We start from the raw sequence: 24,490 nt of genomic DNA, 5'->3' as shown, positions 1-24,490 counted from the left end.
GCAAGCGTGGACGTATTAATCAAGAGCTTGAGAGATTGGCGGCGGGCGCATGGCGTGGCCCTGCGCGCGCGCTTTTTGCCCAAAGGCCTGCTGGACCACACCCGCCGGCCGCCCGAGCTTCGGGCTTGGTCAGTGCTCCACGAACGTTGTAACGCCAGCGGCCCCTCGTCCTTCGAGACGGCCTCTTCGAGGCCTCCTCAGGATGAGGGGCCTTGGGGTTCTGGCGTCTTGGATGATGCAAACGACCATGTTGGGTAAGCGGTCCTCATCCTGAGGAGCCGCCCGCAAGTCGGGTTTACCCGACTTGCGAATTTGAATGTCGATCTCGGGCAAGCCCGAGATCGAATGGCGGCGTCTCGAAGGACGAGGACCGCAGCGCGACTGAAGTTAAATTCTTGGAATTTCACGCAGACGCAGCGGCGCTTCCGTCGATGCGCCCCTGCAGACCGTTGGGCAGGCGCGGGTTGGGCAGAATGTAGCGCCCGCGCTCGCGCACCATTTTGGTCACCGCCGCGAAATCGAGCTTGCCGGAGCCAAGAAGCGGCACACTCTCGACGATCATCATCTCCGCCGGAATCATCAGGTCGGAGGCGCCCTTCGATTTCGCATAGGCCTGGAAATCGGCGCGCGTCGCGTCCTTCCGCTGTGTGATGAGAATGATTCTCTCGCCCTTGCGCGGATCGATCTCGGTCGCCGCCGCCGACAGCGCGTCGGGCCAAAGTTCCGCCGCCAACTGTTCGATCGCCGCGAGCGACACCATCTCGCCGCCGACCTTGGCGAAGCGCTTGGCGCGCCCCTTGATCGTCACATAGCCCTGCGCGTCGATCGTGACGATATCGCCCGTATCATGCCAGCCGTTCTCCGGCGGCTGCACCACGCCGGGCTTGTCGATCTTGAGATAGCCCATCATTACATTGGGACCGCGCACCAAGAGCCTTCCGCCGTCCTCCACGCCCGGAACGGGCTCAAGCCGGTGTTCGACGCCTGGCATCAAACGTCCGACCGCGCCGAATCTGTTGAACATCGGCGTGTTGAGCGCGAGGACCGGCGAGGCTTCCGTCACGCCATAGCCTTCAAGGATGCGGACGCCGAACTTCTCCATCCACAGATCGCGCGTCGATTGCTTCACCGGCTCGGCGCCGGCGACCACATAACGGATCGACCGGAAGTCATAAGCGTGCGCCGGGCGCGCGTAACCGGCGAGAAAAGTGTCCGTCCCGAAAAGAATCGTGGCGTTTGAGCCGTAAACGAGCTCCGGAACGATGCGATAGTGCAACGGCGAGGGATAAAGATAGATCGGAACGCCGGAGGTGAGCGGCAGCGTGAAGCCGACCGTCAGACCGAAGGAATGGAACATCGGCAGCACGTTGAAGACCTTGTCGGTGCGTCCGAAGTCGATGCGCGCGGCGGCCTGCGCCGCATTGGCGAGCATGTTTCGATGCGACAAGGCGACGCCCTTGGGCGCGCCTTCCGACCCCGAGGTGAAAAGTATCGCTGCCATCTCGTCGGCCTTGCGCGGGGCGACGGGCTTACGGAACCGCCTGAAGGCGTCGAGCTTGTCGGCAAAGGAGATGCTCGCGCGCATGTCTTCGAGATAGACGAGCGCGACTTTCTCTTCGAGCGCTGCGACAAGCTTTTCGAGCTTGGCTTTCTCGATGAAGCCGCGCGACGTCAGAATCGTCCTCGCCTGCGCCGCCTCGCAGCCCGCCAGAATATTGGCGGCGCCGGCCGTGAAATTGATCATCGCCGGCGCGCGGCCGGCCGAAATGACCGCGAGGAACGCTATTCCCGCGCCATTGGCGTTCGGCAGCATCAATCCGATCGCGTCGCCCGGCCTCCCAATGCGCGCGATCTTGCCGGCGAGCGCGCGCGTCCCGATCAGCAGTCCGCGATAGCTGAGCTTGCCGGCGATCGGATCTTCGAGAGCGACGCGCGACAGCCCGTGCGTGCGCGCGGCTTCAACGACGGCGTCGAACAAAGTGCGATCGACGTTTGTAGCGCGGAAGACGAGATCCGACATGATCTGATAGAGCGCCGCGCCGGCCGCCATCCGCCGCGCCTTGCCTTTCAGCGCGTCATCGACCGTCAGCCGGATGGGTTCGAGCACGGTGAGCGTGAATTTCGGAAACCAGCGCCGGCGCGCCTGTTCGCGCGTCAGCCGCGAGAACATCGTCGCCTCAGCGCCATCGATGTGCACCGGGACGACCATCGCGCCGGATTTCTCCGCGATCAGCCCCGCCCCATCATAGACCTTCATCAGACTGCCGGTGACCGTAAGCCGGCCTTCCGGGAAGATGACGAGCGGGTTTCCGTCCTTGACCGCATTGATCAGCGCGCGCGCGCCAAGCGGATTGGCTGGGTCGAGCGGGATCACGCGCATGAATTTCAAAAACGGCTTCGCCCACCATGTCTTCGAGATCGCGCGGTCAACGGCGAAGACCGGCTGCTTTGGCATGACGGCGAAAATCGCCGCGGCGTCGAGAAAGCTCACATGGTTGAGCGCGACGATCGGATTGGGTCCCGCCTTCTCGAAATTTTCCAGTCCCTTCGCCTCGAGACGGTAGAAGGCGCGAAAGTAGATCGAGAGCAGATCCTGCAGCGGCGATGCGACGACCACGTTGACGATCCAGATCGAAGCGACGAGCGCGACGACGGCCAGGCCAATCAGAAGCGCCGCGAAAGAGACGCCCAAGCTCTGCAAACCCGCAACCCCGACGCCACCGAGCGCCATGAAGGCGGCGTTCTGCACATTCACGGCGGCGATGGTGCGGGCGCGCTGCTGAGGCGCGCTCTGCGCCTGAATGGCGGCGAAGGACGGAACGATCATCAGTCCGCCCGCGACCGCGAGCAGTGAAAGATCGATCGCGGCGCGCCAGGCGAGCGATTGAGCGAAATAGTCTTGCGGCGATAGCGCCGTCGCTGTGGCTGGCGCGGCCGAAAGGAGCAGCGCGAGGCCGAGGTCCGCGGACGCAAAAGCGACGAGCGCCGCGCCGACCGCACACGGCAGCAGCACGATCTTGCCCTTGAGCAGAAAGGCGGCGAGCCCCGATCCGATGGCGATGCCGACGGCGAACAGCGCCAGATGAATGCTGACGAGGATCTCCGCGCCATGCAGCGTCTGGGTGATGAGCGAGGGAGTGAGCGACATGGCGATGGAGCCGAACAGCCAGAAGAGGCTCGTCACCACGGCAAGCCGCCGCAGTGCTATTTGACCACGCAGATGCCGCAGCAATTTGAAGGTTGAGCGGAAGACGTTGGCGTCGATCGCAAGATCGGGATCGGCGCGCCCCGTTGGGGGAATCAGCCACGCCGCGCCAAGAGCCAGCGCCGCGACGCCCATGACTCCCGCGGCGAGGATCACCCCGTCGCCGACATGCAACGCCATGCCGCCGGCGACCGTGCCGCTGAGAATTGCGAAAAAGGTCGCGCTCTCGACGAGCGCATTGCCCGCCGGAAGTTCCTCGCGCGTCAGATGGTCGGGCAAGATGCCGTATTTGACAGGGCCGAACAGCGCGCCAGTGACGCCAAAAAGAATGAGCGCGCCAAAGAGCGTCGGGATATTGGCGAACAGAAAGCCGGTCGCGGACAATGCTGCGACGGCGATCTCCGCGACGCTAAGCCAGCGCACGACCCGCGCCTTGTCATATTTGTCGGCGAATTCGCCGCCGATCGCCGACAGAAGAAAAAACGGCGCGATGAAGGCCGCGCCGGCGAGCGTAACAAGCGACGCGCCGCCTTCGGCCGCGTGCGCCAGGATCAAGAGCACCAGGGCGTTCTTCAGGAAATTGTCGTTGAAGGCCGCGAAGAACTGACGCCAAAACAATGGCGCGAAACGCCGCGAAGCGAGAAGCGAATGCGTCATGTCGAAGCTTCCGGGAGGTGCGTCGTGACTTTCGCCGATGACCCTTAAGGATCGGTCAAGTCGGGCGCGTTGCAATGGGCGTTGCGATCGGTTGAAGGTCAGCCTTTCGCCATGAACTATGTTCAATATGGAGACTGCAGCGCTTTTGCTCTGCCGTCAATCGAAAAATGAACGATGTTCATGCCGAATTGGGAGAGTTCCTTGAACGAGAAGAACGCCGACGCGGGAGCCGACCGCCGGACGCACTTGCGTGACCGGCTTATCGACATCGCGCAGGAGACGGTCGCGGCGCAGGGTCTCGCCGGACTTAAGGCGCGCGATCTCGCCGCCGCGGCCGGTTGCGCGCTCGGCGCGATCTATACCGCTTTTCACGACCTCGACGAGCTGGTCCTGCGGGTAAACGCGCGCACCCTGGCGCGCCTGGAGGCCGCGCTCGACGCGGCGTTCGTGGACGCAGAGGCGGAGCAGGCGCTGGAAGCCATGGCGCGGGCCTATCTGAGCTTCGCGAGAAAAGACGAGCCGAGCTGGCGCGCGCTGTTCGAGCACCGATTGCCCCCTGGCGCGCCCGTGCCGGCCTGGTATGCGGACGCGCGCAACCGCCTGTTCAGTCGGTTGGACGCGCCGCTTGCGCAACTGTTGCCGGGCAGGGACGCGATGGCGCGCGCCGCGCTCGCGCGCACGCTGTTTTCGGCCGTGCACGGAGTCGTGGCGCTGGGGCTCGAGGAGAAGATCGCTGAGACCCCGCCAAAATTGCTGGATGAGCAGCTCGGCGTGCTGATCCGGCTTCTCGCGGCGGGACTGATGATGGAGTCGGCCCGCTTGATTTGAGCCGCCCGAGCTGACATAGGCGCGCATGACTTTCATTCTGCTGTTTGCCGTAGCGACCTGGGCGGGCGCGCAGAATGCGCTTGCCGGCGGCGGCTCCTTCCTCACGCTTCCCACCCTGATGTTTACGGGCATGGACGCGCTCGCGGCCAATATCACGTCATGCGCGGCGCTGTTTCCGGCGCAGGTCGCGACCGGCTGGACCGGCCGCAAGCTTGCGAAGGGCGCCAATGGGCTTTCGCTCCGCACGCTGTTCGTGATCAGCATCGTCGGCGGCGCCGTCGGCGCCGCGGTGTTGCTTGGCACGCCGCGGGGACTCTTCGCGCGTCTCGTGCCATGGCTCGTGCTGTTTGCGACGGTGGTCTTCGCCTGGGGCAGCTTCTTTCGCAAGTCAGGCGACAGGCATACGCATCTCAGCGCGCCGGGAGCGGCGCTGGCGCAATTTCTGATTTCGGTTTACGGCGGCTATTTCGGCGGCGGCATCGGCTTCCTCATGGTGGCCGCGCTGACCATGGCCGGACAGGGCGTGCGCGTCGCCAGCGCCACCAAGAACGTATTGGCCGGCGTCATGAACGCCTCCGCCGTCGCGATCTTTCTGTTCTCGCCGGATCTGCACTGGCCGCAGGCGCTGGTGACGAGCGCGGGCGCGACGATCGGCGGCGTCGCCGGCGCCCGCCTGATCCATCACATCGACGAAAAAATCCTGCGCATCTTCATCATCGTGGTCGGCGCGGCGCTGACCGTCGGCCTCTTCCTCAGAGCGCCGTAATCCGGGCGCCCGACGCGTTCAGCGCGTCGTGGCCGCCCCGCCCGCCATCGCCTTTTCGATCTCGGGAATGAGCGTCGTCGCAATGGCGGAAGGCGTCAGCGGCCCGACGAATTTATAGGCGATGGTGCCGTCGCCCTTGATCACGAACGTCTCCGGCACGCCATAAACGCCGAAGTCGATCGCCGTGCGGCCGGCAGGATCGACGCCGACGCGCGCGAAAGGATTGCCGCCCTCCTCAAGGAAACCTAAGGCCTTCGCCGTCTCATCCTTGTAGGAAAGCCCGTAGAGCTCGACGCCTTTGGCCTTGAGCGCTTGATCGCCGGCGATCGCCATGAGCGCCGGATGCTCCTGTCGACAGGGCCCGCACCAGCTGGCGAAGACATTGACGAGGCTCACGTGACCCTTGCGCAAATCGCCGGTTGAGAGACCGGGAACGCCGGCCAGACCTTCAAGCGCCGGCAGATCGAAATCCGGCGCCGGCCTGCCGATCAGCGCCGAGGGGATGCGCGAAGCGTCGCCCGAGAAGAGCCGCACAAGGAAGACCAGCGCCAGCAGCGCGAAGAGCGCCAGCGGCAGAAAGCGCAGCGCCGAGCGCGGCGCGACGGCGTCGCTCACGCGCCCTCTCCTTCATCGCGCGCGCCAGCCGCGCCAAAGCGCGCCAGCGCCGAGCGCAGGCGGCGATAGTCGAGGACGATGCGCAAGATCACGACGCCGAGCGTCGCGGCCGTCACGCCATAGGCGGCGGCGATATAGAACCAGTGGCCGCTCATTCCGCCGCCTCCATGCTCTCATCGCCGGCGATTTCGCCGGCGCGGACGGCTTGCATCGAGAGGCGCGCGAGGCGCCGGCGCAGGATTTCGTTGCGGATCGCCATGATATGCAGCGTCAAAAACAGCAGCGTCGCGGCGAGCGCCATGACGATGAGCGGCCACAGCATCGATCCGGAGATCGCCGGCCCGTCAATGCGAAACACCGATGCCGGCTGGTGCAAGGTGTTCCACCAATCGACCGAATATTTGATGATCGGGATGTCGATGGCGCCGACGAGCGTCATGATCGCCGCGATGCGCGCGCCGCGCGGCGTGTCGTCCATCGTCTGCCTTACGGCGATGAGACCGAGATAGAGAAGAAAAAGAACCAGCATCGAGGTGAGGCGCGCGTCCCACACCCAGAACGTCCCCCACATCGGCTTGCCCCAAAGCGAGCCCGTGACGAGGCAGATGAAGGTGAAGGCGGCCCCGAGATTGGCGGCGGTTTTCTGCGCCGCGTCGGCGAGGGGATGACGCCACACCAGAACGCCGAGCGACGCCGAGGTCATCACAACATAAGCGAAGATCGCGAGCCAGGCGGACGGCACATGGATGTACATGATCCGCACCGTTGCGCCCTGCTGATAATCGGGCGGCGCCGTGAAGGCGCCGTAGAGCCCGATCGCCAGCAGAAGCGCCGTGGCGCCCGAAAGCCAAGGCAACGCGCGTTCTGCAAAACGCAGAAAGCGCGTTGGATTAGCGTAAGTGGACAGAAAGCTCATCGACGGACGGAAACTCCCGCCGACTGCCTAAGCCGCATGGCCGACCCCGTCAATTGGCGGCTTTGGACGGCGGCTTGGTCGTGTCCTTGGCGACTTCCTTGGTCTGCTCGGCGAGAATTTGCGCCCTCGGCTTGCCGTGCAGAAGCTCCACCGCCGCGATGAGCTGCTTGTCCTTCGCCTCATCCGGCGGAACATAGGCCTGCGAGCCGGTCTTTTCCTCGTCGCCGGTCTTGAGATGGCCCTTCAGCGACGCTTCGCCCTTGGTGTCGTCCTTGCCTTTGAGCTCGTCCGGCACGTCCTGCAGGATGATCATGTCCGGATCAATGCCCTTGGCCTGGATCGTGCGGCCGGACGGTGTGTAATAGCGCGCCGTCGTCAGCCGCAGCGCGCCGCTGGAGCCGCCGAGCGGGATAATCGTCTGCACGCTGCCCTTGCCGAAGGAGCGCGTTCCGATCAGCGTTGCGCGCTTGTGATCCTGCAAAGCGCCGGCGACGATTTCGGACGCCGAGGCCGAACCGCCGTTGATCAGCACGACGACGGGCTTGCCCTTCGACAGATCGCCGGAGCCGCGGGCGTTGTAGCGCTGGGTTTCATCGGCGTTGCGGCCGCGCGTCGACACGATCTCGCCCTTGTCGATGAAGGAGTTGACGACCTGGATCGACTGATCCAGCAAACCGCCCGGATTATTGCGCAGATCGAGGATGTAGCCTTTGAACTTGTCAGCCGGGATGTCCTGCTGCGCCTTGGCCATGGCGGTCCGCAGGCCTTCCGCGGTCTCTTCATTGAACTGCGAAATGCGGACATAGGCGATGTCGTCGCCCTGTTTACGCGAGCGTACGGATTTGATGTGGATCTCGGCGCGGACCAGCTTGACCTCGACCTTATCCTTGTTCTTGCCGCGGAACAGCGTCAGCTTGACAGGCGTGTTGATCGCGCCGCGCATTTTGTCGACGGCCTGATTGAGGGTCATGCCCTGCACCGTCTCGTCGTCGATGGCGCCGATGAGATCGCCGGACATGATCCCGGCGCGCGACGCCGGCGTGTCGTCGATCGGCGTGACGACCTTCACGAGTCCGTCTTCCTGCGTGACCTCAATGCCCAAGCCGCCGAACTTGCCCTCGGTCTGCGTCCGCATGTCCTTGAAGGCCTTGGCGTCAAGGTAGCTCGAATGCGGATCGAGCGAGGTCAGCATGCCGTTAATGGCGTTTTCGACGAGCTTCTGCTCATCGGGCTTCTCGACATAGTCGGCGCGCACCTTGTCGAACACGTCGCCAAACAGGCTGAGGTTCTTATAGGTGTCGGCGGAAGCGGCTTGAGCTGGAGCGCCGATGACGGCGCGCGCCTGCTGGCCCAGCGTGGCGCATCCCGCTCCAATTGCAATTCCTGTGGCGATAAGGGCTGTTTTGCGAATCATCCGCCGACCTTCCGACTGTCTGACTTTGCCCACCATGGGCCCGAGTCGATTGACGCTCCGTCCTTGCGGAACTCAACATAAAGAATGGGTTGTTTCGCGCCGATTGCGATGGTCGCCGCGGTTTGCGCGGCTCCGTCTCCCATGCTGGCAACCGGCTCACCTGCGAGAACGAACTGTCCCGCGTTCACATTGGTGCGACTCATGCCGGCCAGGACCACATAATAACCGCCGCCGGCATTAATGATCAAGAGTTGTCCATAACTTCGGTAAGGCCCTGAAAAAGCGATCCATCCGTCGCAGGGGGCGATAACGACCCCGTTTTCCCGCGCCGCGATCGACAGGCCCTTCTCCTTGCCGCCAAAACCGTCGGGCGCGCCGAAACGCCGCACGACCGATCCCGCGGCCGGGGCCGGCAGCCGGCCTTTAAGATCAATGAAAGCGACGGCAGGCGCAAGCCGCGCTGGATCCTTGAACGGCGCAGACAACGCTTTGAGCCGCTCTCGCTCGGAAAGCATCGCTTGAGCTTTGGCGCGCTCGTCATCGGCCCTGCGCGCCGCCTCCGCCGCGCGCCGCGCAGCCGCGCTGTCCGCCTCCATGCGCGAGATCAGATCCTTGAGGCTTGTGGCGCGCTGCGCCAGCGCGCGCGCGCGCTCCGTCTCCGCCTGCAGGGCGCTTTGCGCGGAGGAAAGCGCCTCCTGACGTTCTCCGATCATCGGCGCGAGCCTTTCGCGCTGAGCTTTGAGACTAGCTTGCTGCTCCGCGAGGCGTTCCCGCTCGCGCCGCACGCCATCGCGCACTTGCTCCAGCTCCGAAAGATCGCGCTGCAGCTGGCGCGCTTCGGCGCGCATTTGCGGCAACAGGGCGCCGAGCGCGAGCGACGCTCGGACGGCCTCGAGAATCTCGTTCGGACGCGCGATCAGCGCCGGCGGCGGCTTACGGCCCATCCGTTGCAGGACGGTAAGGATCTCCATGATCAATCCGCGGCGGCTCTCGAGCGAAGAGACGATCTTGCGCTCGTTCTCGGTGAGCGCCGAAAGCCGCTCTTCGATCTCGGCCGCGCGCCCTTCCGTCTCCTGCAGCCGCTGCGTCGCTTCGATGAGCGCGCCATTCAGCCTTTCGCGCGCGGCGGCGTGATCGACAAGCTGCTCTTCAAGTCGACGCGCGCGCTCCTGGGCGGCGCCCATCGTGTCTTCGACGCCGCGCAATTCTTGTTGCTTTGACGAGATGTCTTTGGCGTCCGGACCTTGTTGTTCGGCATGGGCGGAAAACGCGACAGAAATCGCAAGGAGCGCCGCAGAGATGAGCCCGCGCTCGGTGGCTTCGTTACCCGCCATGCTCGAAACGCTCATGTCCATCCGCGGCATCAATTTCGCCCGGAGGCCGATATGCGCCGGCAATCGCGTCCACATTGCGGCAAAGCCCGGCGAGGATCGCGCGGGCGCGGCGCGAATCAAAGAGCGCGTTGACCGATTCTGGCAGTCTGCGGCGCCAGTTCAAGCGTTCGCGATCGGTGCCGGGCAAGTTGATCGCCTGCGTTTCGCCCGCGAGATCGTCGAGTTGCGACATGGCGAGCAAAGCCGGCGTGCGCGCGATGAAGGCATGGAGCGCCCGAGCCAAGGCGTCGTCGAAGACGCTTGATGCGTGATGCGCGCCGTCGATCAGCGACTGCGCGCGCAATGCGTCGAGAAGCGCGTCCTTTTCCGCGCTGCGCGCGGCGCGAGCGGCTTCGGCCCCGTCGGACGCGATCAGCCCTAAGGCTTGCTTCTCGGCGATGTCCGCCGCCGCCCACCAGCCTTCGAGCGTCGGCAAATCATGCGTCGAAACGCAGGCCATGGCTTTCCTGGGATAGAACGCCGGCGGCGCGAAGCCCGCGCCCGAACGTTCGAACCATGGAACCCGGTAGCTCAGCACGTCGACGCGCGCGATGCGCTCGCAAAAACCCCAGGGCGCCGTGCCGAGATCTTCGCCAACGACGACGCATCGCGCGCGTCGGCTTTCGAGCGCGAGCTGACCCATCAAGGTCTCGAACGGGTAATTGACATAGGCGCCGGCGGCGGGCTTTTCGCCGTCCGGAATGACGAAAAGCCGCGCGAGACCCATGACGTGATCGATGCGCAACGCGCCCGCATGACGCATATTTACGCGCAGCAACTCCGCGAAATCGGCGCCGCCGCTTTTCTCCATCTCGATCGGATTTGGCGGCGGCAAGCCCCAATTCTGGCCTTCCCGACTGAAGGCGTCGGGCGGCGCGCCGATCGAGAAGCCGTCCACGAAACTTGCCGCGCGGCTCCAGCACTCGGCGCCATCGGGCGCCGCGCCAATGGCGAGGTCGCGGCAGAAGCCGAGCGACAGTCCCGCTGCGCGCGCATCCTGCGCCGCATGTGCGAATTGCGCATCGGCGAGCCATTGCAGAAATTGATGGAATTGGACGCGCGTCGCATGTTCGCTCGCGGAGGCGGTCACCGCCGCATCGCGCGCCTCCCGCAGCTCTTGCGGCCACATCCGCCAGCTTTGGCCGTTGCGCGCCTCGCTGATCGCCTCGAACTGGCAGAAACGCGCGAGCGCCGTCCCGCCTTGGTCGATGAAGCGTTGGAACGATGCGGCGGGCGCGGCGTTCGGCTGGCGGCGCGAGAGTTCAAGGAAGACAGCGAAGGCGCGTTCGAGCGCCGCCATCTTCAGCGCATGAACGCCGGGATAGTCGACATCCGCGGCGGCGCTGAGAACCACTGCGGTCTTCTCGTCGAAATCAATCGGCGCGCCGAGCATGCGCCCCAGCTCAGCCACATCGATATAGAGCGGATCGACGAAACGCCGGTCGGACGGATAGTACGGACTGACGCGCGTGCGATCTTGCGCAAACAAGGCGTGCAGCGGATTGATCGCGATAAGCGCCGCGCCGGCTTTAGCGCCGGCGCGCCCGAACGCCGCGAGCGTCGAGAAGTCGCCGATCCCCTGATCGCCATCACGGCGCACGGAATAAAGCTGCGCCGAGAGGCCGAATTCGCGGCGCGCGTCGTCTGGCAAAAAACAGCCCGACGGCGCGACGGTGAGCGCACAGTCTTCGCCACGCTCGATCGACACATGATAACGTCCGACGGGAAGCGGCGGCAGACGCGCTTCGACGCCGTCGCACCGCCGGCCATCCAGTCCGCGCCATGCGACTGGCGCGGCGTTCTCTCGAAGGGCGATGCGCGAACAGCTTCCGTCTTCCTGCGTGACGCCGAGCCAGCCCGGCGTACGACCGTTGCGCGCGGCGAGCCGAAGGGCGAAGGACTTTCCTTCCTTCGCCGACAGACTCGCTGGCAACACGCGTCTGTCGCGAAAGTCGGAAAGCCGCGCGAGACTGTCGCGCGCGTCATCGAGCGTGTTTGCCGGAAAGCCCAATTGCGCTAGCAGCGCGCAGACCGTCTCGCGGGGAACGTCATGCAGAGCGCCGTCAACGTCGCGCCATTGTTTTTCGACGCCAGCCGCCTCGGCGAGACGCGAGAGGATGTCTTCCGAAGCAGGCGCAATAGAGCGGCACGATGCGCGCTTTTCCTCGACGAGAAGCGCGACAGAGCGCGGCGTCATACGCAGGATTTCTTCAATGTCTTCGCTCGCGCCGTCCTTCGCCGAATTAAACGCCAATGTCCAACCGTGATTGTCCCGGGCAAGCGGCGGCCGCACGACAATTTCGTCAGGACCGCGATGCAGAATGACGATGACGCGATCGCCTTCGGCATTAAACCCGACGACAAGCGTTTGCGCCTCGTTGTCACGCCAGTCCTCATCGCGCATCGGCACGCCGTCGGGACGCAACCATTCGACGTCGGGGATGAGCGTCGCGTCATGCGGCTCTCCGTCGAGAAAACGATCTTCGCTTAAGGTGAGGTGTCGCTTGCGCAGCGCGATGAGCTTCGCCGTCGTCTCGATCAGTCCATCGTCGGCGCGCGCCCAATCGATCCAGGAGAGGGCGTTGTTCTGCGCATAGGCGTTATTATTGCCGGACTGCGTCTTACCCAACTCCGCGCCCATGGCCAGCATCGGCGTTCCGCGCGAGAAAAGCAGCGTGCCGAGCAGATTGCGCGCATCCCGCGCGCGCGCCGCATGGATCGCGGCGTCTTCGCTCTCGCCTTCAACGCCATTGTTCCAGGAAAGATTGTGGTCGGCGCCGTCGCGGTTCTCTTCGCCATTCGCTTCATTGTGCTTATGCGCGTAGGAAACGAGATCGCGCAGAGTGAAGCCGTCATGCGCGGCAATATAATTGACGCTGCGCGAAGGACCCCGTCGTGCGAAGATATCCTGCGAGCCCGAAAGGCGCGTCGCGAGTTCCGCGACGCCGCAGCTATCGCCGCGCCAGAAGCGTCGCGCGCCATCCCGATAGCGATCGTTCCATTCGACGAAAGGCTCAGGAAAGTCGCCGAGCCGATAGCCGCCTGGGCCCATGTCCCAGGGTTCGGCGATGAGCTTTAAATCCCGAAGCACGGGATCTTGCAGGAGCGCCGAAAGCAATGGCGCGTCGCGATCGAACCCCGAGGAACGACGCGCGAGCGTCGTCGCCAAATCGAAGCGAAAGCCGTCGACGCCGCCATAGAGCGCCCAGGCGCGCAGCGCATCCATGATGAGCCGCACGACAGGCGCGCGCCCGCAATCGAGAACATTGCCGCAGGCCGAGTCATTGACGTAACGCGCGCGGTCGTCGGCGAGCCGGTAATAGCTGGCGTTGTCGAGCCCCCGGAATGAAACGGTCGGCCCGAACTCGTCGCCTTCGCCCGTATGGTTGAAGACAACGTCGAGAATGACTTCGAGCCCGGCGTCGTGAAGTCTGGCGACGACTTCGCGAACTTCACGCCAGCCGCCCGGCGCAAGCCGTGGGTCGGGCGCCATCATGGCGATGGGATTGTAGCCCCAGTAATTGGAAAGCCCGAGCGGCGGCAGATGGCGCTCGTCGATCCACGCCGCGCAAGGCAGAAGCTCCAGCGTCGTGACGCCGAGCCGCGTCAGATGCGCGATCGCCGCGTCATGCGCGAGACCGGCGAAGGTCCCGCGCAGATGTTGCGGGATGTCGGGATGGGTCGCGGTGAAACCCTTGACGTGAAGCTCGTAGATGACCGTATCGCGCCAGAAATGCTTTGGCCGCGGCGCCTCCGCAGGGACTGGCTTCGTGACAATCGCTTTCGGCAGATGCGCGGCGCTGTCGGCGTTCGCGGCGTCGCCATAAGCGAATAGCGAAGGATGCAGCGTGAAGACGCGATCGAGCGCGAGCGCGTAAGGATCGACGAGCAGCTTCGCCGGATTAAAGCGATGGCCCGCCTCCGGCGCGTCGGGTCCGTAAGCGCGAAAGCCATAGCGCTGGCCTTCTTTGAGGCCCTCGATATAGCCATGAAAAACGTCCCCGCTGCGCGCGGGCAATTTTATGCGGGCGAGCTCTTCGTCGGCGTCATCGAAGAGACAAAGCTCGATCGCCTGGGCGTGAGCGGAAAACACCGCGACATTCGCGCCGCTCGCATCCGGCGTGACGCCGAGCGATTCTGACGCGCCATCGGAAACTCGGCCGATCATGCCCCCTCCCCAACCCTCCCCCGCTGCGCTTCGCTTGCGGGAGAGGGAGGAAGACGCGGCGCAGGTCGCGAAACCCGCGCTACGCCAATCGTTAGGGTTCCCTCTCCCGCGAGAGCGGGGGAGGGACAGGGAGGGGACTTTGTTACCGAAACAATCACACAACTCTCGCGGCAGCCGCGTCCCGAAAGAGCGTCGCGTAGCGGCGCGCCGGATTGCGCCAGGAGACGTCCGTTCTCATGCCGTTGACCTGAATCTTGCGCCACGTCTCGGCGTCCTCGAACAAACGTTCGGCTTCGCGCAGCGTGAGGGCGAGCGCCTCGGCGGTCGTCGGCGAAAATTGCAGGCCGGTCGCGACGTCGGCCTGCAGCGCCATCTCATTAGCGTCGACGATCGTATCTTTCAGCCCGCCGACGCGCGAGACGATCGGCACGGCGCCGTAGCGCAGCGCATAGAGCTGCGTCAGTCCGCATGGCTCGAAGCGCGACGGAACGAGGAAGGCGTCGGCGCCCGCCTGGACCATATGCGCAAGCTCTTCGCTATAGCCGATATGAACGCCCACGCGGCCCGGATGCGCCGCCTCCGCGGCGACAAATCCTTCTTCAAGCGTCTTATCTCCAGCGCCGAGCAGCGCGAGTTGCGCGCGTCCGCGCATCAGCTGCGGCAAGACCTCGAGCAGCAGGTCGAGCCCCTTCTGCCACGACAGCCGGCTGACGACGCCGATGAGAAAGGCGTCGGGATCGACGCGCAGTCGCAGACGTTTCTGCAAAGCCGCCTTGTTCCTGGCGCGCGACGGCAGGCTCCAATGATCATAGCGCGTTCCAAGATGCGCGTCGGTCGCCGGATCCCACGTCTCTTCATCGACGCCATTCAATATGCCGCTCACGCGATCCGCGCGCGCGCGCAACAGGCCCTCGAGGCCCATGCCGAATTCCGGCGTCTCGATCTCGCGCGCATAGCTTGGCGACACCGTGGTGATGCGGTCGGCGAGTTGCAGCCCAGCCTTCAGGAAGCCGATCGCGCCGTAATATTCGACGCCGTCGATATCGAACGCGCGCGGCGGCAGCCGCAAAAACTCCAGCAGTTCTTTGGGGAATTGCCCCTGGAAGGCGATGTTGTGGATGCTGACGATCGTCGCCGGGCGCGGCCTGTCCGCATAATGCATATAGGCCGGCGCGAGCGCCGCCTGCCAGTCATGCGCATGCACGACATCGGGCGTAAATCCATCAAGCGCGCCGAGCCCGATCTGCGCGCCGGCCCAGGCGAGCGCGGCGAAGCGGAAGGCGTTGTCGGGATAATCGGCGCCGTCCGGTCCCGTATAGAGTCCGCCTTCGCGCGCATAAAGATGTGGCGCGATCAACGTATAGATCGCGACTCCGTTATGCCGCGCCGCGTGAATCCAGGCCGGGCCGCCGAAGAGATCATCGAACTCGAGAACCGTTTCGCCCACGCCCAGCGTGGCGCGTACGTCGGGATAGCCCGGAATGAGCGTGCGCAGCTCGATGTTTTCGGCGGCGAGCGCATGCGGCAGCGCGCCGACGACATCGGCAAGTCCGCCGGTCTTGACCAAAGGCGCCATCTCCGAAGCGATGGCGAGCGCGCGCAGCGAACTCATGCGCCGAGCCTGTCGATCATCGGTTGCGTGATGAGACAGACGCCGCCCTCGGTGCGGCGAAAACGCGCGGCGTCGAACTCCGGGTCCTCCCCGACGATAAGTCCCTGCGGAATCTGGACGCCGCGGTCAACGACGACATTGGTGAGTCGCGCCGAGCGGCCGACGTCGACATAGGGCAGGACGACGGCGTTCTCGACGGTCGCGTAGGAATTCACGCGAACGCCGGTAAAGAGCAGCGTTCGGCGCAGCGTCGAACCGGAAACGATGCAGCCGCCCGAGACGAGCGAGGACAGCGCCTGTCCGCGCCGTCCGACCTGATCATGCACGAATTTCGCCGGCGGGGTGATTTCGGCATATGTCCAGATCGGCCAGTTGCGATCGTAAAGATCGAGCTGCGGCGTGAAGTCGGTGAGATCGATGTTGGCCGCCCAATAGGCGTCCACCGTGCCGACGTCGCGCCAATAGGCGTTCGGCTCGCTCGCCGCGCGCACGCAGGAGCGCTCGAAATGATGCGCGACCGCCCTGCCGTGCGAGACGATGTAGGGGATCACATCCTTGCCGAAGTCATGCGTCGAGAGCGTCTCAGCGGCGTCGCGGCGCAATTGCTCGTAGAGAAACTTCGCCTCGAAAACATAGATGCCCATGCTGACGAGCGCGCGGTCGGGATGTCCCGGCATCGGAGGCGGATCGCGCGGCTTTTCGATGAAGGAGATGATGCGGTCGCTGTCGTCGACATGCATGACGCCGAAACCGGACGCCTCGGCGCGCGGAACTTCAAGACAGCCGATCGTCACGTCGGCGCCGGAGTCCACATGCTGCTGCAGCATGGGCTCATAGTCCATCTTGTAGACGTGATCGCCCGCGAGCAGCACGATATATTTGGGATCATAGCTCTCGACGATGTCGAGGTTCTGATAGACCGCATCCGCCGTGCCGAGATACCAGTGGTCTTCGGACACGCGCTGGCTCGCCGGCAGAATGTCGAAGCTCTCGTTGCGCTCGGTGCGAAAGAAGCTCCAGCCGCGCTGCAAATGGCGGATGAGGCTGTGCGCCTTGTATTGGGTCGCGACGCAAATGCGTCTGATGCCGGAGTTGAGCGCATTGGAGAGCGCGAAGTCGATGATGCGCGACTTGCCGCCGAAATAAACCGCGGGCTTAGCGCGCCTGTCAGTCAATTCCATCAGCCGCGCGCCGCGGCCGCCGGCAAGGACATAGGCCATGGCGTGGCGCGCCAGGGGCGGATTTTCAAAGGCGGACATCGCCAGTTCCCATCGACGGCGGCGCGATTCGCCGCTTATTGTAGAGCATCGCTTTCGAATGCGAAGAAGAGAGTCGAAAGCGGCGGCAGAAGAATATCGGCGCTCGCGGGAAAGTCGCGGAACGCCTCGGCGCGCGCATGAATGGCGCCGAGATTGCCAAGTCCCGAGCCGCCATAGATCGCAGCGTCGGAATTGACGAGTTCACGCCAGCGTCCCGCGCGCGGCAAGCCGAGCCGATAGGCGCTGCGCGTCACCGGCGTGAAATTCGTTACGACGACGATCGCGCGGGAACGATCCGCGCCAAAGCGCGCGAAGGCGAATACCGAGCTCTCCGCGTCATCCGCGACGATCCACTGAAAGCCTTCGGCCTCGCAGTCGCGCGCATAGAGCGCTTCGTGATCGCGATAGATGCGGTTGAGATCGCGGATCAACGCCTGAAGTCCCCGATGCGGGGGAAAATCGAGCAGGCGCCAGTCGAGGCCGCTTGCGAAATTCCATTCGCCCGTCTGACCAAACTCCTGGCCCATGAACAGGAGCTTCTTGCCCGGATGGCCCCACATGAATCCGTAATAGGCGCGCGCGGTCGCGAAGCGGCGCCATTCGTCGCCGGGAATCTTGCCGACGATCGCGCCCTTGCCGTGCACGACCTCGTCATGGGAGATCGGCAGCACGAAATTCTCGGTGAAGGCGTAAAGCAGACCAAAGGTCAGCTCGTTATGACGCCATTTGCGATGGACAGGGTCGGATGAGAGATAGCGCAGCGTGTCGTTCATCCACCCCATGTTCCATTTGAAGCCGAAGCCGAGTCCGCCCGCATATGTCGGCCGCGTCACGCCGCCCCAGGCGGTGGATTCCTCGGCGATGGTCACGACGCCGGGATAAAGCGCGTAGACGCGTTCATTGAACCTTTGAAGAAAGGCGACGGCGTCGCGATTGTCGTTGGAGCCGTCGGGATTGGGCGACCATTCTCCCGGCTTTCGCGAATAATCGAGATAGAGCATGGAGGCGACAGCGTCGACGCGCAGCCCATCGATGTGGAAGCGATCGAGCCAATAGAGCGCGCTGGCGATGAGAAAATTCGCCACTTCGCGCCGCCCGAAATCATAGATCGCGGTGTTCCAGTCGGGATGAAAACCGCGCTTGGGATCGGCATGCTCATAGAGCGGCCCGCCGTCGAATTGCGCGAGGCCATGTTCGTCGGTCGGAAAATGCGCCGGAACCCAGTCGAGAATGACGCTCACGCCCGCCTGATGCGCGCGATCGACGAAGCGGCGAAAGCCATAGGAATCGCCGTGCCGCCGCGTCGGCGCAAAGAGCCCGATCGGCTGATAGCCCCAGGAAGCGTCGAGCGGATGTTCATTGATCGGCATCAGCTCGATATGGGTGAAGCCGAGATCGGCGACATAGGGCACGAGCTGATCGGCAAGCTCGTCATAGGTCAGGAAGCGTCCGTTTTCGCCGCGCCGCCACGACGGCAGATGAACCTCATAAATCGACATCGGCGAACGTCGCGGGTCATATTGGGTCCGCTCGCGCATGTGAATCGCGTCGCCCCATTGATAGGGCGCGTTCGACGCGACGACGGAAGCGGTCGAGGGCCGCAGCTCCGCCTCGAACCCGAGCGGATCGGCTTTGAGCGGCAAGAGTTCGCCGTGCCGCCCGATGATTTCATATTTGTAATTCGCGCCGGCGCCGACGCGAGGAATGAAGATCTCCCAGACGCCGCTGTCGATCCGCTTGCGCATCTGCGCGCGGCGGCCGTCCCATTGGTTGAAGTCGCCGACGACGGAGACGCGCCTGGCGTTCGGCGCCCAGACGGCGAAATGCGTTCCTTCCACGCCCTCATGCGTCAGCTCATGCGCGCCGAGCTTTTCATAGAGCTTCTGATGCGCGCCCTCGACGAGCAGATGGTCGTCTGTGGGACCAAGCACCGGCGAAAATGCGTAAGGGTCGGCGAATTCCCATCGCGCCGCGTCGTGAGAGGCGACAAGGCGATAGGGCGCGCGCGCCTTCAGCGGCGTCACCCCTTCAAAGAAGCCATCGGCGTGAACGCGTTCGAGCGGCGCGATCATGGCGCCGTTGGGCGCAACCGCCTCCACTCGCGTCGCGCCAGGAATGAAAGCGCGTATGACGTAGCCTGCGGGCGTTTCATGCAGGCCGAGCACGGCGAACGGGTCGCCATGACGCGCGCCAAGGATGGCGTCGATGTCGTCTGCGGAAGCGCGCCAGTCGGCTTTTGTCACTCTCTCGTCCTTGAAGCCGCATCGTCATTGCGAGGAGCGAAGCGACGAAGCAAACTAGATATGATCGAACGACGCTGGATTGCTTCGCTTCGCTCGCAATGACGCAGTCTTACTCAGACAGCGACATTCCAGATCTCTTGCGCATATTCGCGGATCGTGCGGTCGGAGGAAAACCATGCAACACGCGCCGTGTTGAGAATGCTCGACCGCCGCCACGCCTTCTGGTCCCGCCAGCGCGCGTCGACGCGCCGCTGCGCCTCCCAATAGGCGTCGAAGTCCTTGGCGACGAGAAAGTGATCGTAATAGGTGAGCGTATCGACAAGCTGCGCATAGCGGTGGGGATCGTCGGGCGAAAAGACGCCGGCGGCGATGGCCCGCAGCGCCTCGGCGAGACGCGGACTCGCGGCGATCGTCTCGCGCGCGTCGATGCCCTTCGCGCGGCTTTGCTCCACCTCCTGCGCCGTAAGGCCGAAGATGAAAATATTGTCATCGCCGACGCGCTCCCTTATTTCGACATTGGCGCCGTCCAGCGTGCCGATGGTGAGCGCGCCGTTGAGCGCGAATTTCATATTGCCGGTGCCGGACGCCTCCATGCCGGCGGTCGAAATCTGCTCGGAAAGATCGGCCGCCGGAATGATCGTCTCGGCGAGGCTCACATTGTAGTTCGGCAGGAACACGATCTTCAAAAGGCCGCGCGTCGCTGGATCGGCGTTCACGACCTTCGCCACATCGTTCGCGAGCTTGATGATGAGCTTCGCCTGATGATAGCTCGCCGCCGCCTTGCCGGCGAAGACCTTCACCCGCGGCGCAAAATCGCGCGCCGGCTGCGCGATGATGTCCTGATAGAGCGCGACGGCTTCAAGCACGTTCAAAAGCTGGCGCTTATATTCATGGATGCGCTTGATCTGCGCGTCAAAGAGCGCGGCAGGATCGACGCTGACGCCGACGCGCTCGAAGACTGTCGCCGAAAGGCGCGACTTGTTTTCGCGCTTGGCCGCCGCGAACCGGTTCTGGAACTCGACGTCGTCGGCGAATTTTTCAAGTTCGATCAGTCTTTCCGGCTCATCGAAAACGCCCGCGCCAATCGTGTCGGCGAGCAATCGCGACAGCGGCGGATTGGCCTCGAGCAGCCAGCGGCGGAAGGTGACGCCATTCGTCTTGTTGACGATGCGGTCGGGATAGAGCCGGTGGAAATCCTTGAACACCGTCTCCTTGACCAGCGCGCTATGCAACGCCGAGACGCCATTCACCTTGTGCGAACCCAGAAACGCCAGATGGCCCATACGGACATGCCGACCGTTACGTTCGTCGATGAGCGACACGGAGGAAAGCGTCGCCGGGTCGCTCTCGCCCTTCGCACGCAATGCATCGAGGTGCATGGCGTTGATGAGATAGATGATCTGCATATGGCGCGGCAGCAGCCGCTCCATCAGCTGCACCGGCCAGGTTTCGAGCGCTTCCGGCAAGAGCGTGTGATTGGTGTAGGAGAAGGTCGCCTGGGTGATGCGCCAGGCCTCCTTCCATTCAACGCCGTGGACGTCAACGAGAAGCCGCATCAGCTCGGCGACGCCGATCGCCGGATGCGTGTCGTTGAGCTGGATCGCCACCTTGTCGGCGAGCCTGTGGATGTCGCCGGTCTGCCTCAGGTGACGGCGGATCAGATCCTGCAGCGAGGCCGAGGCGAAGAAATATTCCTGCCGCAGCCGCAGCTCCTGTCCCGCGGGCGTCGAGTCGCTTGGATAAAGAACCTTGGAAATCGCTTCGGCGCGCGCCTGCTCCGATTGCGCGCCGACATGATCGCCCTGATTGAAGGCGTCGAGGCGCAGCGCGTCAGGCGCTCTCGCCGACCACAGGCGCAGCGTGTTGACATGTTTGCCGCGCCACCCGACGACGGGCGTGTCATAGGCGACGGCGACGATGGTTTCGCCCGGCCGCCACACATGCGCCAGCATGCCGTCGGCGAGGCGCGAACTTTCCACATGGCCGAAAAAGCCGACGTCATAGGTGATTTCCGGCCGCGGGAATTGCCAGGAATTGCCGAAGGAGAGCCAGTCTTCGGGATATTCATGCTGCCAGCCGTCCTTGAGCGTCTGGCGAAACAGGCCGTGGTCATAGCGAATGCCGTATCCCATGGCGGCGATTTCGAGAGTCGCCATGCTGTCCATGAAACAGGCGGCGAGGCGCCCGAGGCCGCCATTGCCGAGCGCCGCATCCGGCTCCAGCGCGCGCAGCATGTCGAGATCGACGCCAAGTTCGGCGAGCGCGTCGCGCATCGCCTCGGTCAGGCCGAGATTGGTCAGCGTGTCGATAAGCAGACGGCCAATGAGAAATTCGAGCGAGAGATAATAAACGCGACGCCGGTCTTCCCGATAATTGCGCTTCGTCGACGCGAGCCACGCAGGAACGAGCCGGTCGCGGGTCGCAAGCGCGGTCGCGACGAACCAGTCGCGCGGACTGGCGTCGGCGTTGTCCTTGCCAACCGTATAAGTGAGACGCCGCTGCACGTCGTCGCGCAGCGCAGCGACGACGGCCTTATGGGCGGCCTCGGGCGGGTCAAAAGCGTTCAAGGCGATCCTTTTCGCGACGGACCGGATTTCCGGTCCAAGACGTGTCTAAGACGGGCATGTCTCAGAAGGACATGCCTCAGAAGCGGCTGTTTTAGGTAGAATTGGAATTTGGCGCTACCGCGCCAGGTCGGCTCCTGAAGTTGAGGCGCCTAGGCACGATCATCGAACCTCAAAAGTGAGGGCGCGGTTTTCCGCCTGATCCGGTTCGCCGCGGGATGCGACGAGGCGGCGTCCGCCGACGCCCTGACCCTCGAGATAGCCCGTCGCCGCCTCCGCGCGCCTCTGCGCCAGCGCGTCATTGGCCGTTTTGGCGGCGGAACCGCGAACATGCCCCCGAACCTCGATCGTCGCGTATGCCGGGCACCGGCGAATGACCGCCGCCGTCTTGTCGAGCACGCGCGCCGACGAAGACGTCAGCCGCGCGCTGCCTTTGGCAAAGGCGAGTTCGCCCGGAGTCGACGATTGTTCAAGCGCCGCTTTGCAATCGGCGAGCGTCATGCCGCCGGATACAACTGCGGCTGGCGCGCTTGGCCCTTGCACGTGTACGGGCGATATGGTCGCGCCGGCGGTCGGTGTTTCGTCGGCAGGCGGCGACGTCGCGGGCGGCATGTCGGCGCCCGCGCTTTTTGTCGGCGCGGCAAAGCGGCGACCCTCTTCGCCGTCGGACTGGCCGATCACGACCGCTCCGACCCAAAGGAGCGAGGCGGCGACCAGCCCTACGGCCCAGCCCTCATGCGCCCAGATCGACCGGCGCCGCGCCAACGCGCCGAGGGCGGCGCCGATAATCAAGACGGCATAGGCCGCGAGCGCGCCCTCGACCAGAGGCGCGGCGGCGTCGAGCGCGCCGAGCCGGACAAGGAGCACGCCGACGCCGAAAGCGAGCGCGGTCCACACCAGCCAGCGCGCGACGAGGCCATTTTCAGGCGCGCGCCGAGTCAATGCCCCGGCGGCGGCGCCGATGGCGAAACAGGCGAGAAGCCATGGCCAGAGGCGAGAAAATTCAACAAGCACGCGCCGACCCTACCGGGCTGGAGGCGTCTCTCCAAGACTTAAAGGCGTCGTTCCGAGACTTAAACGCGCATCGGCATCAAGACGTAGAGAGCCGTCGCGCCGTCGCGGTCCTGAACCAGCGTCGGCGAGCCGGGGTCGGCGAGCTTGAAGAGCGCCGTGTCGCTGTCGAGCTGCTGGGTGATGTCCAAGAGGTAGCGGGCGTTGAAGCCGATATCAAGCGGCGGCCCGTCATAGTCGGCTTCGAGCTCCTCAACCGCCGAGCCCTGGTCTGGATTGGTGACAGACAGCACGAGCTTGCTGTCGGAGAGCGAGAGCTTGACGGCGCGTCCGCGTTCCGAGGAGATCGTCGAAACGCGATCGACCGCCTTGGCGAAGACGTCGCGCTCGACGGTGAGCCGCTTGTCGTTGCCGGCGGGAATGACGCGCCCGTAATCGGGGAACGTGCCGTCGATCAGTTTCGTCGTCAGCAGCGCGTCGCCGAAGGTGAAGCGCATCTTATTGATCGAAAGCTCGACTGAAACCTCACCTTGCGCGTCCTCGATGAGACGCTGCACTTCGGTGACGGCCTTGCGCGGCAGGATGACGCCCGGCATGCCCGCGCTGCCTTCAGGCGCCGGAAGCTCCAGCCGCGCCAGACGATGGCCGTCGGTCGCGACGGCCCGGAGCATCGGCCGGCCCTCGACGTCGAGCGTATGGAGATAGATGCCGTTGAGGTAATAGCGCGTCTCTTCGGAAGAAATCGCGAACTGGGTCTTTTCGATCAGCCGCTTGAGATCCGCCGGCGCGAGCGCGAACTTATGGCTGAAGTCGCCGGAGGTGACGTCGGGAAAGTCGCTCTCGGGAAGACTCGAGAGGTTGAACCGCGAACGTCCGGAGCGCAGCGTCAGCTGCCCCGCGTCGCCCGTCGCCTCCAGAGAAACCTGCGCGCCCTCCGGCAGTTTGCGCACGATGTCGTAGAGCGTATGCGCCGGCAGCGTCGTCGCGCCGGGTTGGGAGACCTCCGCCGGGGTCTTCTCGGTAATTTCCAGATCGAGATCGGTGGCCTTGAGCGTCAGCGCGCCGTCCGCGGCGGACAGCAGCACATTCGCCAGGATCGGAATGGTCGTGCGTCGCTCCACCACGCGGTGAACATGGCCGAGCGCCCGCAACAGCGCCGCTCTCTCGATGGTGACCTTCATCGCCGGGAAATCCGTCCGCATATTATTCTTGCGGCGCGGCAGGTCGCCGCGTCGGGGCGGAGACTTTGGCGCGGCAGGACGCGGAGCGCAAGGGCGGGGCGATGATCGGGGCCGCGATTGTGCATAAGTGTCGGCTCTCAGCTCAGCCAAGCAGCCGGGTCGCGCATGCCGTGAACGATCGCGATCAGCTTGGCGCCATCCGGCGGAGGCTCGTAAATGATCAGGTAGCGGCCTTCGACCAGAATCCGTGCAGTTGGACTAAGTTTCCGGTCGCGGCGCACCCATGCGCGGATTTTCGGCGGCGAGATGCGCCTTTTTCATTATGCGGCGAAAAAGCTTGTCCGCCGCGGCGGCATTGTCCATGGCGATCGTCGCCCAAATTTCGAAAAGGTCCGCTTCCGCGCGAGGCGTCAGCGTGAGTTTAGCCACGCGCCGAGGCTTTTTTCCGGAACTCCTTCAGCAGATCCTCCGCGCCTATCTCGCGGGCATCGCCGCTGGCAAGGCCCGCGTCGTAAGCCTTCTTCAGGCGCGCTAATTCAAGCGCGCGCAAATCCTCGCGCTGCTCCCATAGGCGAAGCGCGTCGCGCAAGACCTCGCTGTTCGAGGCGTATGCGCCTGTGTCGACCGCCTTTTTAATTCGGCTCGCCTGCTGCTGCGAAAGCGAGATCGTCATGGTTC

At 64.4% G+C, this 24,490-nt stretch carries 17 protein-coding genes; 2 read left to right on the top strand and 15 right to left on the bottom strand.

Annotated features, from left to right (window positions below; all coding sequences use genetic code 11):
- Positions 1-403 precede the first annotated feature (403 nt).
- Positions 404-3,862 carry an acyl-[ACP]--phospholipid O-acyltransferase gene (locus HUN39_RS08175; protein WP_175093960.1) on the bottom strand — a complete coding sequence of 1,153 codons (3,459 nt, stop codon included), beginning with the start codon at positions 3,860-3,862 and terminating at the stop codon, positions 404-406.
- A 201-nt stretch (positions 3,863-4,063) separates the two neighbouring features.
- Between HUN39_RS08175 and HUN39_RS08170 the strand changes: the two genes are divergently transcribed.
- Both HUN39_RS08170 and HUN39_RS08165 read left to right on the top strand, forming a co-directional pair.
- Complete coding sequence (locus HUN39_RS08170; RefSeq protein WP_232365982.1) at positions 4,064-4,690, top strand: TetR/AcrR family transcriptional regulator; 627 nt, start codon at positions 4,064-4,066, stop codon at positions 4,688-4,690.
- A 25-nt stretch (positions 4,691-4,715) separates the two neighbouring features.
- Positions 4,716-5,456, top strand: a complete 741-nt coding sequence (locus HUN39_RS08165; RefSeq protein ID WP_175093958.1) for a sulfite exporter TauE/SafE family protein — start codon at positions 4,716-4,718, stop codon at positions 5,454-5,456.
- Between the two features lie 18 nt (positions 5,457-5,474).
- Here HUN39_RS08165 and HUN39_RS08160 read toward each other — a convergent pair whose 3' ends face one another.
- The 14 genes from HUN39_RS08160 to HUN39_RS08095 form a co-directional block, all read right to left on the bottom strand.
- A complete protein-coding gene (locus HUN39_RS08160) occupies positions 5,475-6,071 on the bottom strand; it encodes a DsbE family thiol:disulfide interchange protein (protein WP_175093957.1) in 597 nt (198 codons plus the stop codon).
- Positions 6,068-6,226: a heme exporter protein CcmD gene (ccmD, locus tag HUN39_RS08155; protein WP_175093956.1), complete on the bottom strand. Its 159-nt coding sequence runs from the start codon at positions 6,224-6,226 to the stop codon at positions 6,068-6,070. The genes HUN39_RS08160 and ccmD overlap by 4 nt, the downstream gene beginning before the upstream one ends.
- Positions 6,223-6,987 carry a heme ABC transporter permease gene (locus tag HUN39_RS08150; protein WP_175093955.1) on the bottom strand — a complete coding sequence of 255 codons (765 nt, stop codon included), beginning with the start codon at positions 6,985-6,987 and terminating at the stop codon, positions 6,223-6,225. Before HUN39_RS08150 ends, ccmD begins: the two co-directional genes overlap by 4 nt.
- Positions 6,988-7,036: 49 nt before the next feature.
- Positions 7,037-8,401 (bottom strand): S41 family peptidase, encoded by a 1,365-nt coding sequence (locus HUN39_RS08145; protein WP_175093954.1) that lies wholly within the window; start codon positions 8,399-8,401, stop codon positions 7,037-7,039.
- Positions 8,398-9,750, bottom strand: coding sequence for a murein hydrolase activator EnvC family protein (locus tag HUN39_RS08140; protein WP_232365981.1), 1,353 nt, complete (start codon positions 9,748-9,750; stop codon positions 8,398-8,400). The genes HUN39_RS08145 and HUN39_RS08140 overlap by 4 nt, the downstream gene beginning before the upstream one ends.
- Positions 9,725-13,942 (bottom strand): glycogen debranching protein GlgX, encoded by a 4,218-nt coding sequence (gene glgX / locus HUN39_RS08135; protein ID WP_175093952.1) that lies wholly within the window; start codon positions 13,940-13,942, stop codon positions 9,725-9,727. The genes HUN39_RS08140 and glgX overlap by 26 nt, the downstream gene beginning before the upstream one ends.
- Before the next feature lie 154 nt (positions 13,943-14,096).
- Positions 14,097-15,554: a glycogen synthase GlgA gene (glgA, locus tag HUN39_RS08130; RefSeq protein ID WP_175093951.1), complete on the bottom strand. Its 1,458-nt coding sequence runs from the start codon at positions 15,552-15,554 to the stop codon at positions 14,097-14,099.
- Positions 15,551-16,813: a glucose-1-phosphate adenylyltransferase gene (gene glgC / locus HUN39_RS08125; protein ID WP_175093950.1), complete on the bottom strand. Its 1,263-nt coding sequence runs from the start codon at positions 16,811-16,813 to the stop codon at positions 15,551-15,553. The genes glgA and glgC overlap by 4 nt, the downstream gene beginning before the upstream one ends.
- Before the next feature lie 35 nt (positions 16,814-16,848).
- Complete coding sequence (gene glgB / locus HUN39_RS08120) at positions 16,849-19,056, bottom strand: 1,4-alpha-glucan branching protein GlgB (protein ID WP_175093949.1); 2,208 nt, start codon at positions 19,054-19,056, stop codon at positions 16,849-16,851.
- Positions 19,057-19,169: 113 nt separating this feature from the next.
- Entirely contained in the window at positions 19,170-21,623 is a 2,454-nt protein-coding gene (locus HUN39_RS08115) for a glycogen/starch/alpha-glucan phosphorylase (protein ID WP_210266887.1), read from the bottom strand.
- A gap of 159 nt (positions 21,624-21,782) precedes the next feature.
- Positions 21,783-22,634, bottom strand: coding sequence for an OmpA family protein (locus tag HUN39_RS19565; RefSeq protein WP_175093948.1), 852 nt, complete (start codon positions 22,632-22,634; stop codon positions 21,783-21,785).
- A gap of 59 nt (positions 22,635-22,693) precedes the next feature.
- Positions 22,694-23,812: a DNA polymerase III subunit beta gene (gene dnaN, locus HUN39_RS08105; protein ID WP_175094030.1), complete on the bottom strand. Its 1,119-nt coding sequence runs from the start codon at positions 23,810-23,812 to the stop codon at positions 22,694-22,696.
- A gap of 258 nt (positions 23,813-24,070) precedes the next feature.
- On the bottom strand, positions 24,071-24,241 hold the full coding sequence (locus HUN39_RS19220) for a type II toxin-antitoxin system RelE/ParE family toxin (protein WP_332310734.1): 171 nt from the start codon (positions 24,239-24,241) through the stop codon (positions 24,071-24,073).
- Positions 24,234-24,485, bottom strand: a complete 252-nt coding sequence (locus HUN39_RS08095) for a type II toxin-antitoxin system ParD family antitoxin (RefSeq protein WP_332310735.1) — start codon at positions 24,483-24,485, stop codon at positions 24,234-24,236. The genes HUN39_RS19220 and HUN39_RS08095 overlap by 8 nt, the downstream gene beginning before the upstream one ends.
- Between the last annotated feature and the right edge of the window lie 5 nt (positions 24,486-24,490).

The organism is Methylocystis silviterrae (genome assembly GCF_013350005.1).
Lineage (GTDB): Bacteria > Pseudomonadota > Alphaproteobacteria > Rhizobiales > Beijerinckiaceae > Methylocystis > Methylocystis silviterrae.
The sequence above is the reverse complement of the archived record's forward strand: the minus strand, read 5'-3'. Positions and strand labels throughout refer to the sequence as shown.

Bases quoted from the DNA above. Each gene is read 5' to 3' on its own strand.
- HUN39_RS08175 (WP_175093960.1), bottom strand. From the start codon at position 3,862: ATGACGCATTCGCTTCTCGCTTCGCGGCGTTTCGCGCCATTGTTTTGG.
- HUN39_RS08165 (WP_175093958.1), top strand. From the start codon at position 4,716: ATGACTTTCATTCTGCTGTTTGCCGTAGCGACCTGGGCGGGCGCGCAG.
- ccmD (WP_175093956.1), bottom strand. From the start codon at position 6,226: ATGAGCGGCCACTGGTTCTATATCGCCGCCGCCTATGGCGTGACGGCC.
- HUN39_RS08150 (WP_175093955.1), bottom strand. From the start codon at position 6,987: ATGAGCTTTCTGTCCACTTACGCTAATCCAACGCGCTTTCTGCGTTTT.
- HUN39_RS08145 (WP_175093954.1), bottom strand. From the start codon at position 8,401: ATGATTCGCAAAACAGCCCTTATCGCCACAGGAATTGCAATTGGAGCG.
- HUN39_RS08140 (WP_232365981.1), bottom strand. From the start codon at position 9,750: ATGAGCGTTTCGAGCATGGCGGGTAACGAAGCCACCGAGCGCGGGCTC.
- glgX (WP_175093952.1), bottom strand. From the start codon at position 13,942: ATGATCGGCCGAGTTTCCGATGGCGCGTCAGAATCGCTCGGCGTCACG.
- glgA (WP_175093951.1), bottom strand. From the start codon at position 15,554: ATGAGTTCGCTGCGCGCGCTCGCCATCGCTTCGGAGATGGCGCCTTTG.
- glgC (WP_175093950.1), bottom strand. From the start codon at position 16,813: ATGTCCGCCTTTGAAAATCCGCCCCTGGCGCGCCACGCCATGGCCTAT.
- dnaN (WP_175094030.1), bottom strand. From the start codon at position 23,812: ATGAAGGTCACCATCGAGAGAGCGGCGCTGTTGCGGGCGCTCGGCCAT.
- HUN39_RS08095 (WP_332310735.1), bottom strand. From the start codon at position 24,485: ATGACGATCTCGCTTTCGCAGCAGCAGGCGAGCCGAATTAAAAAGGCG.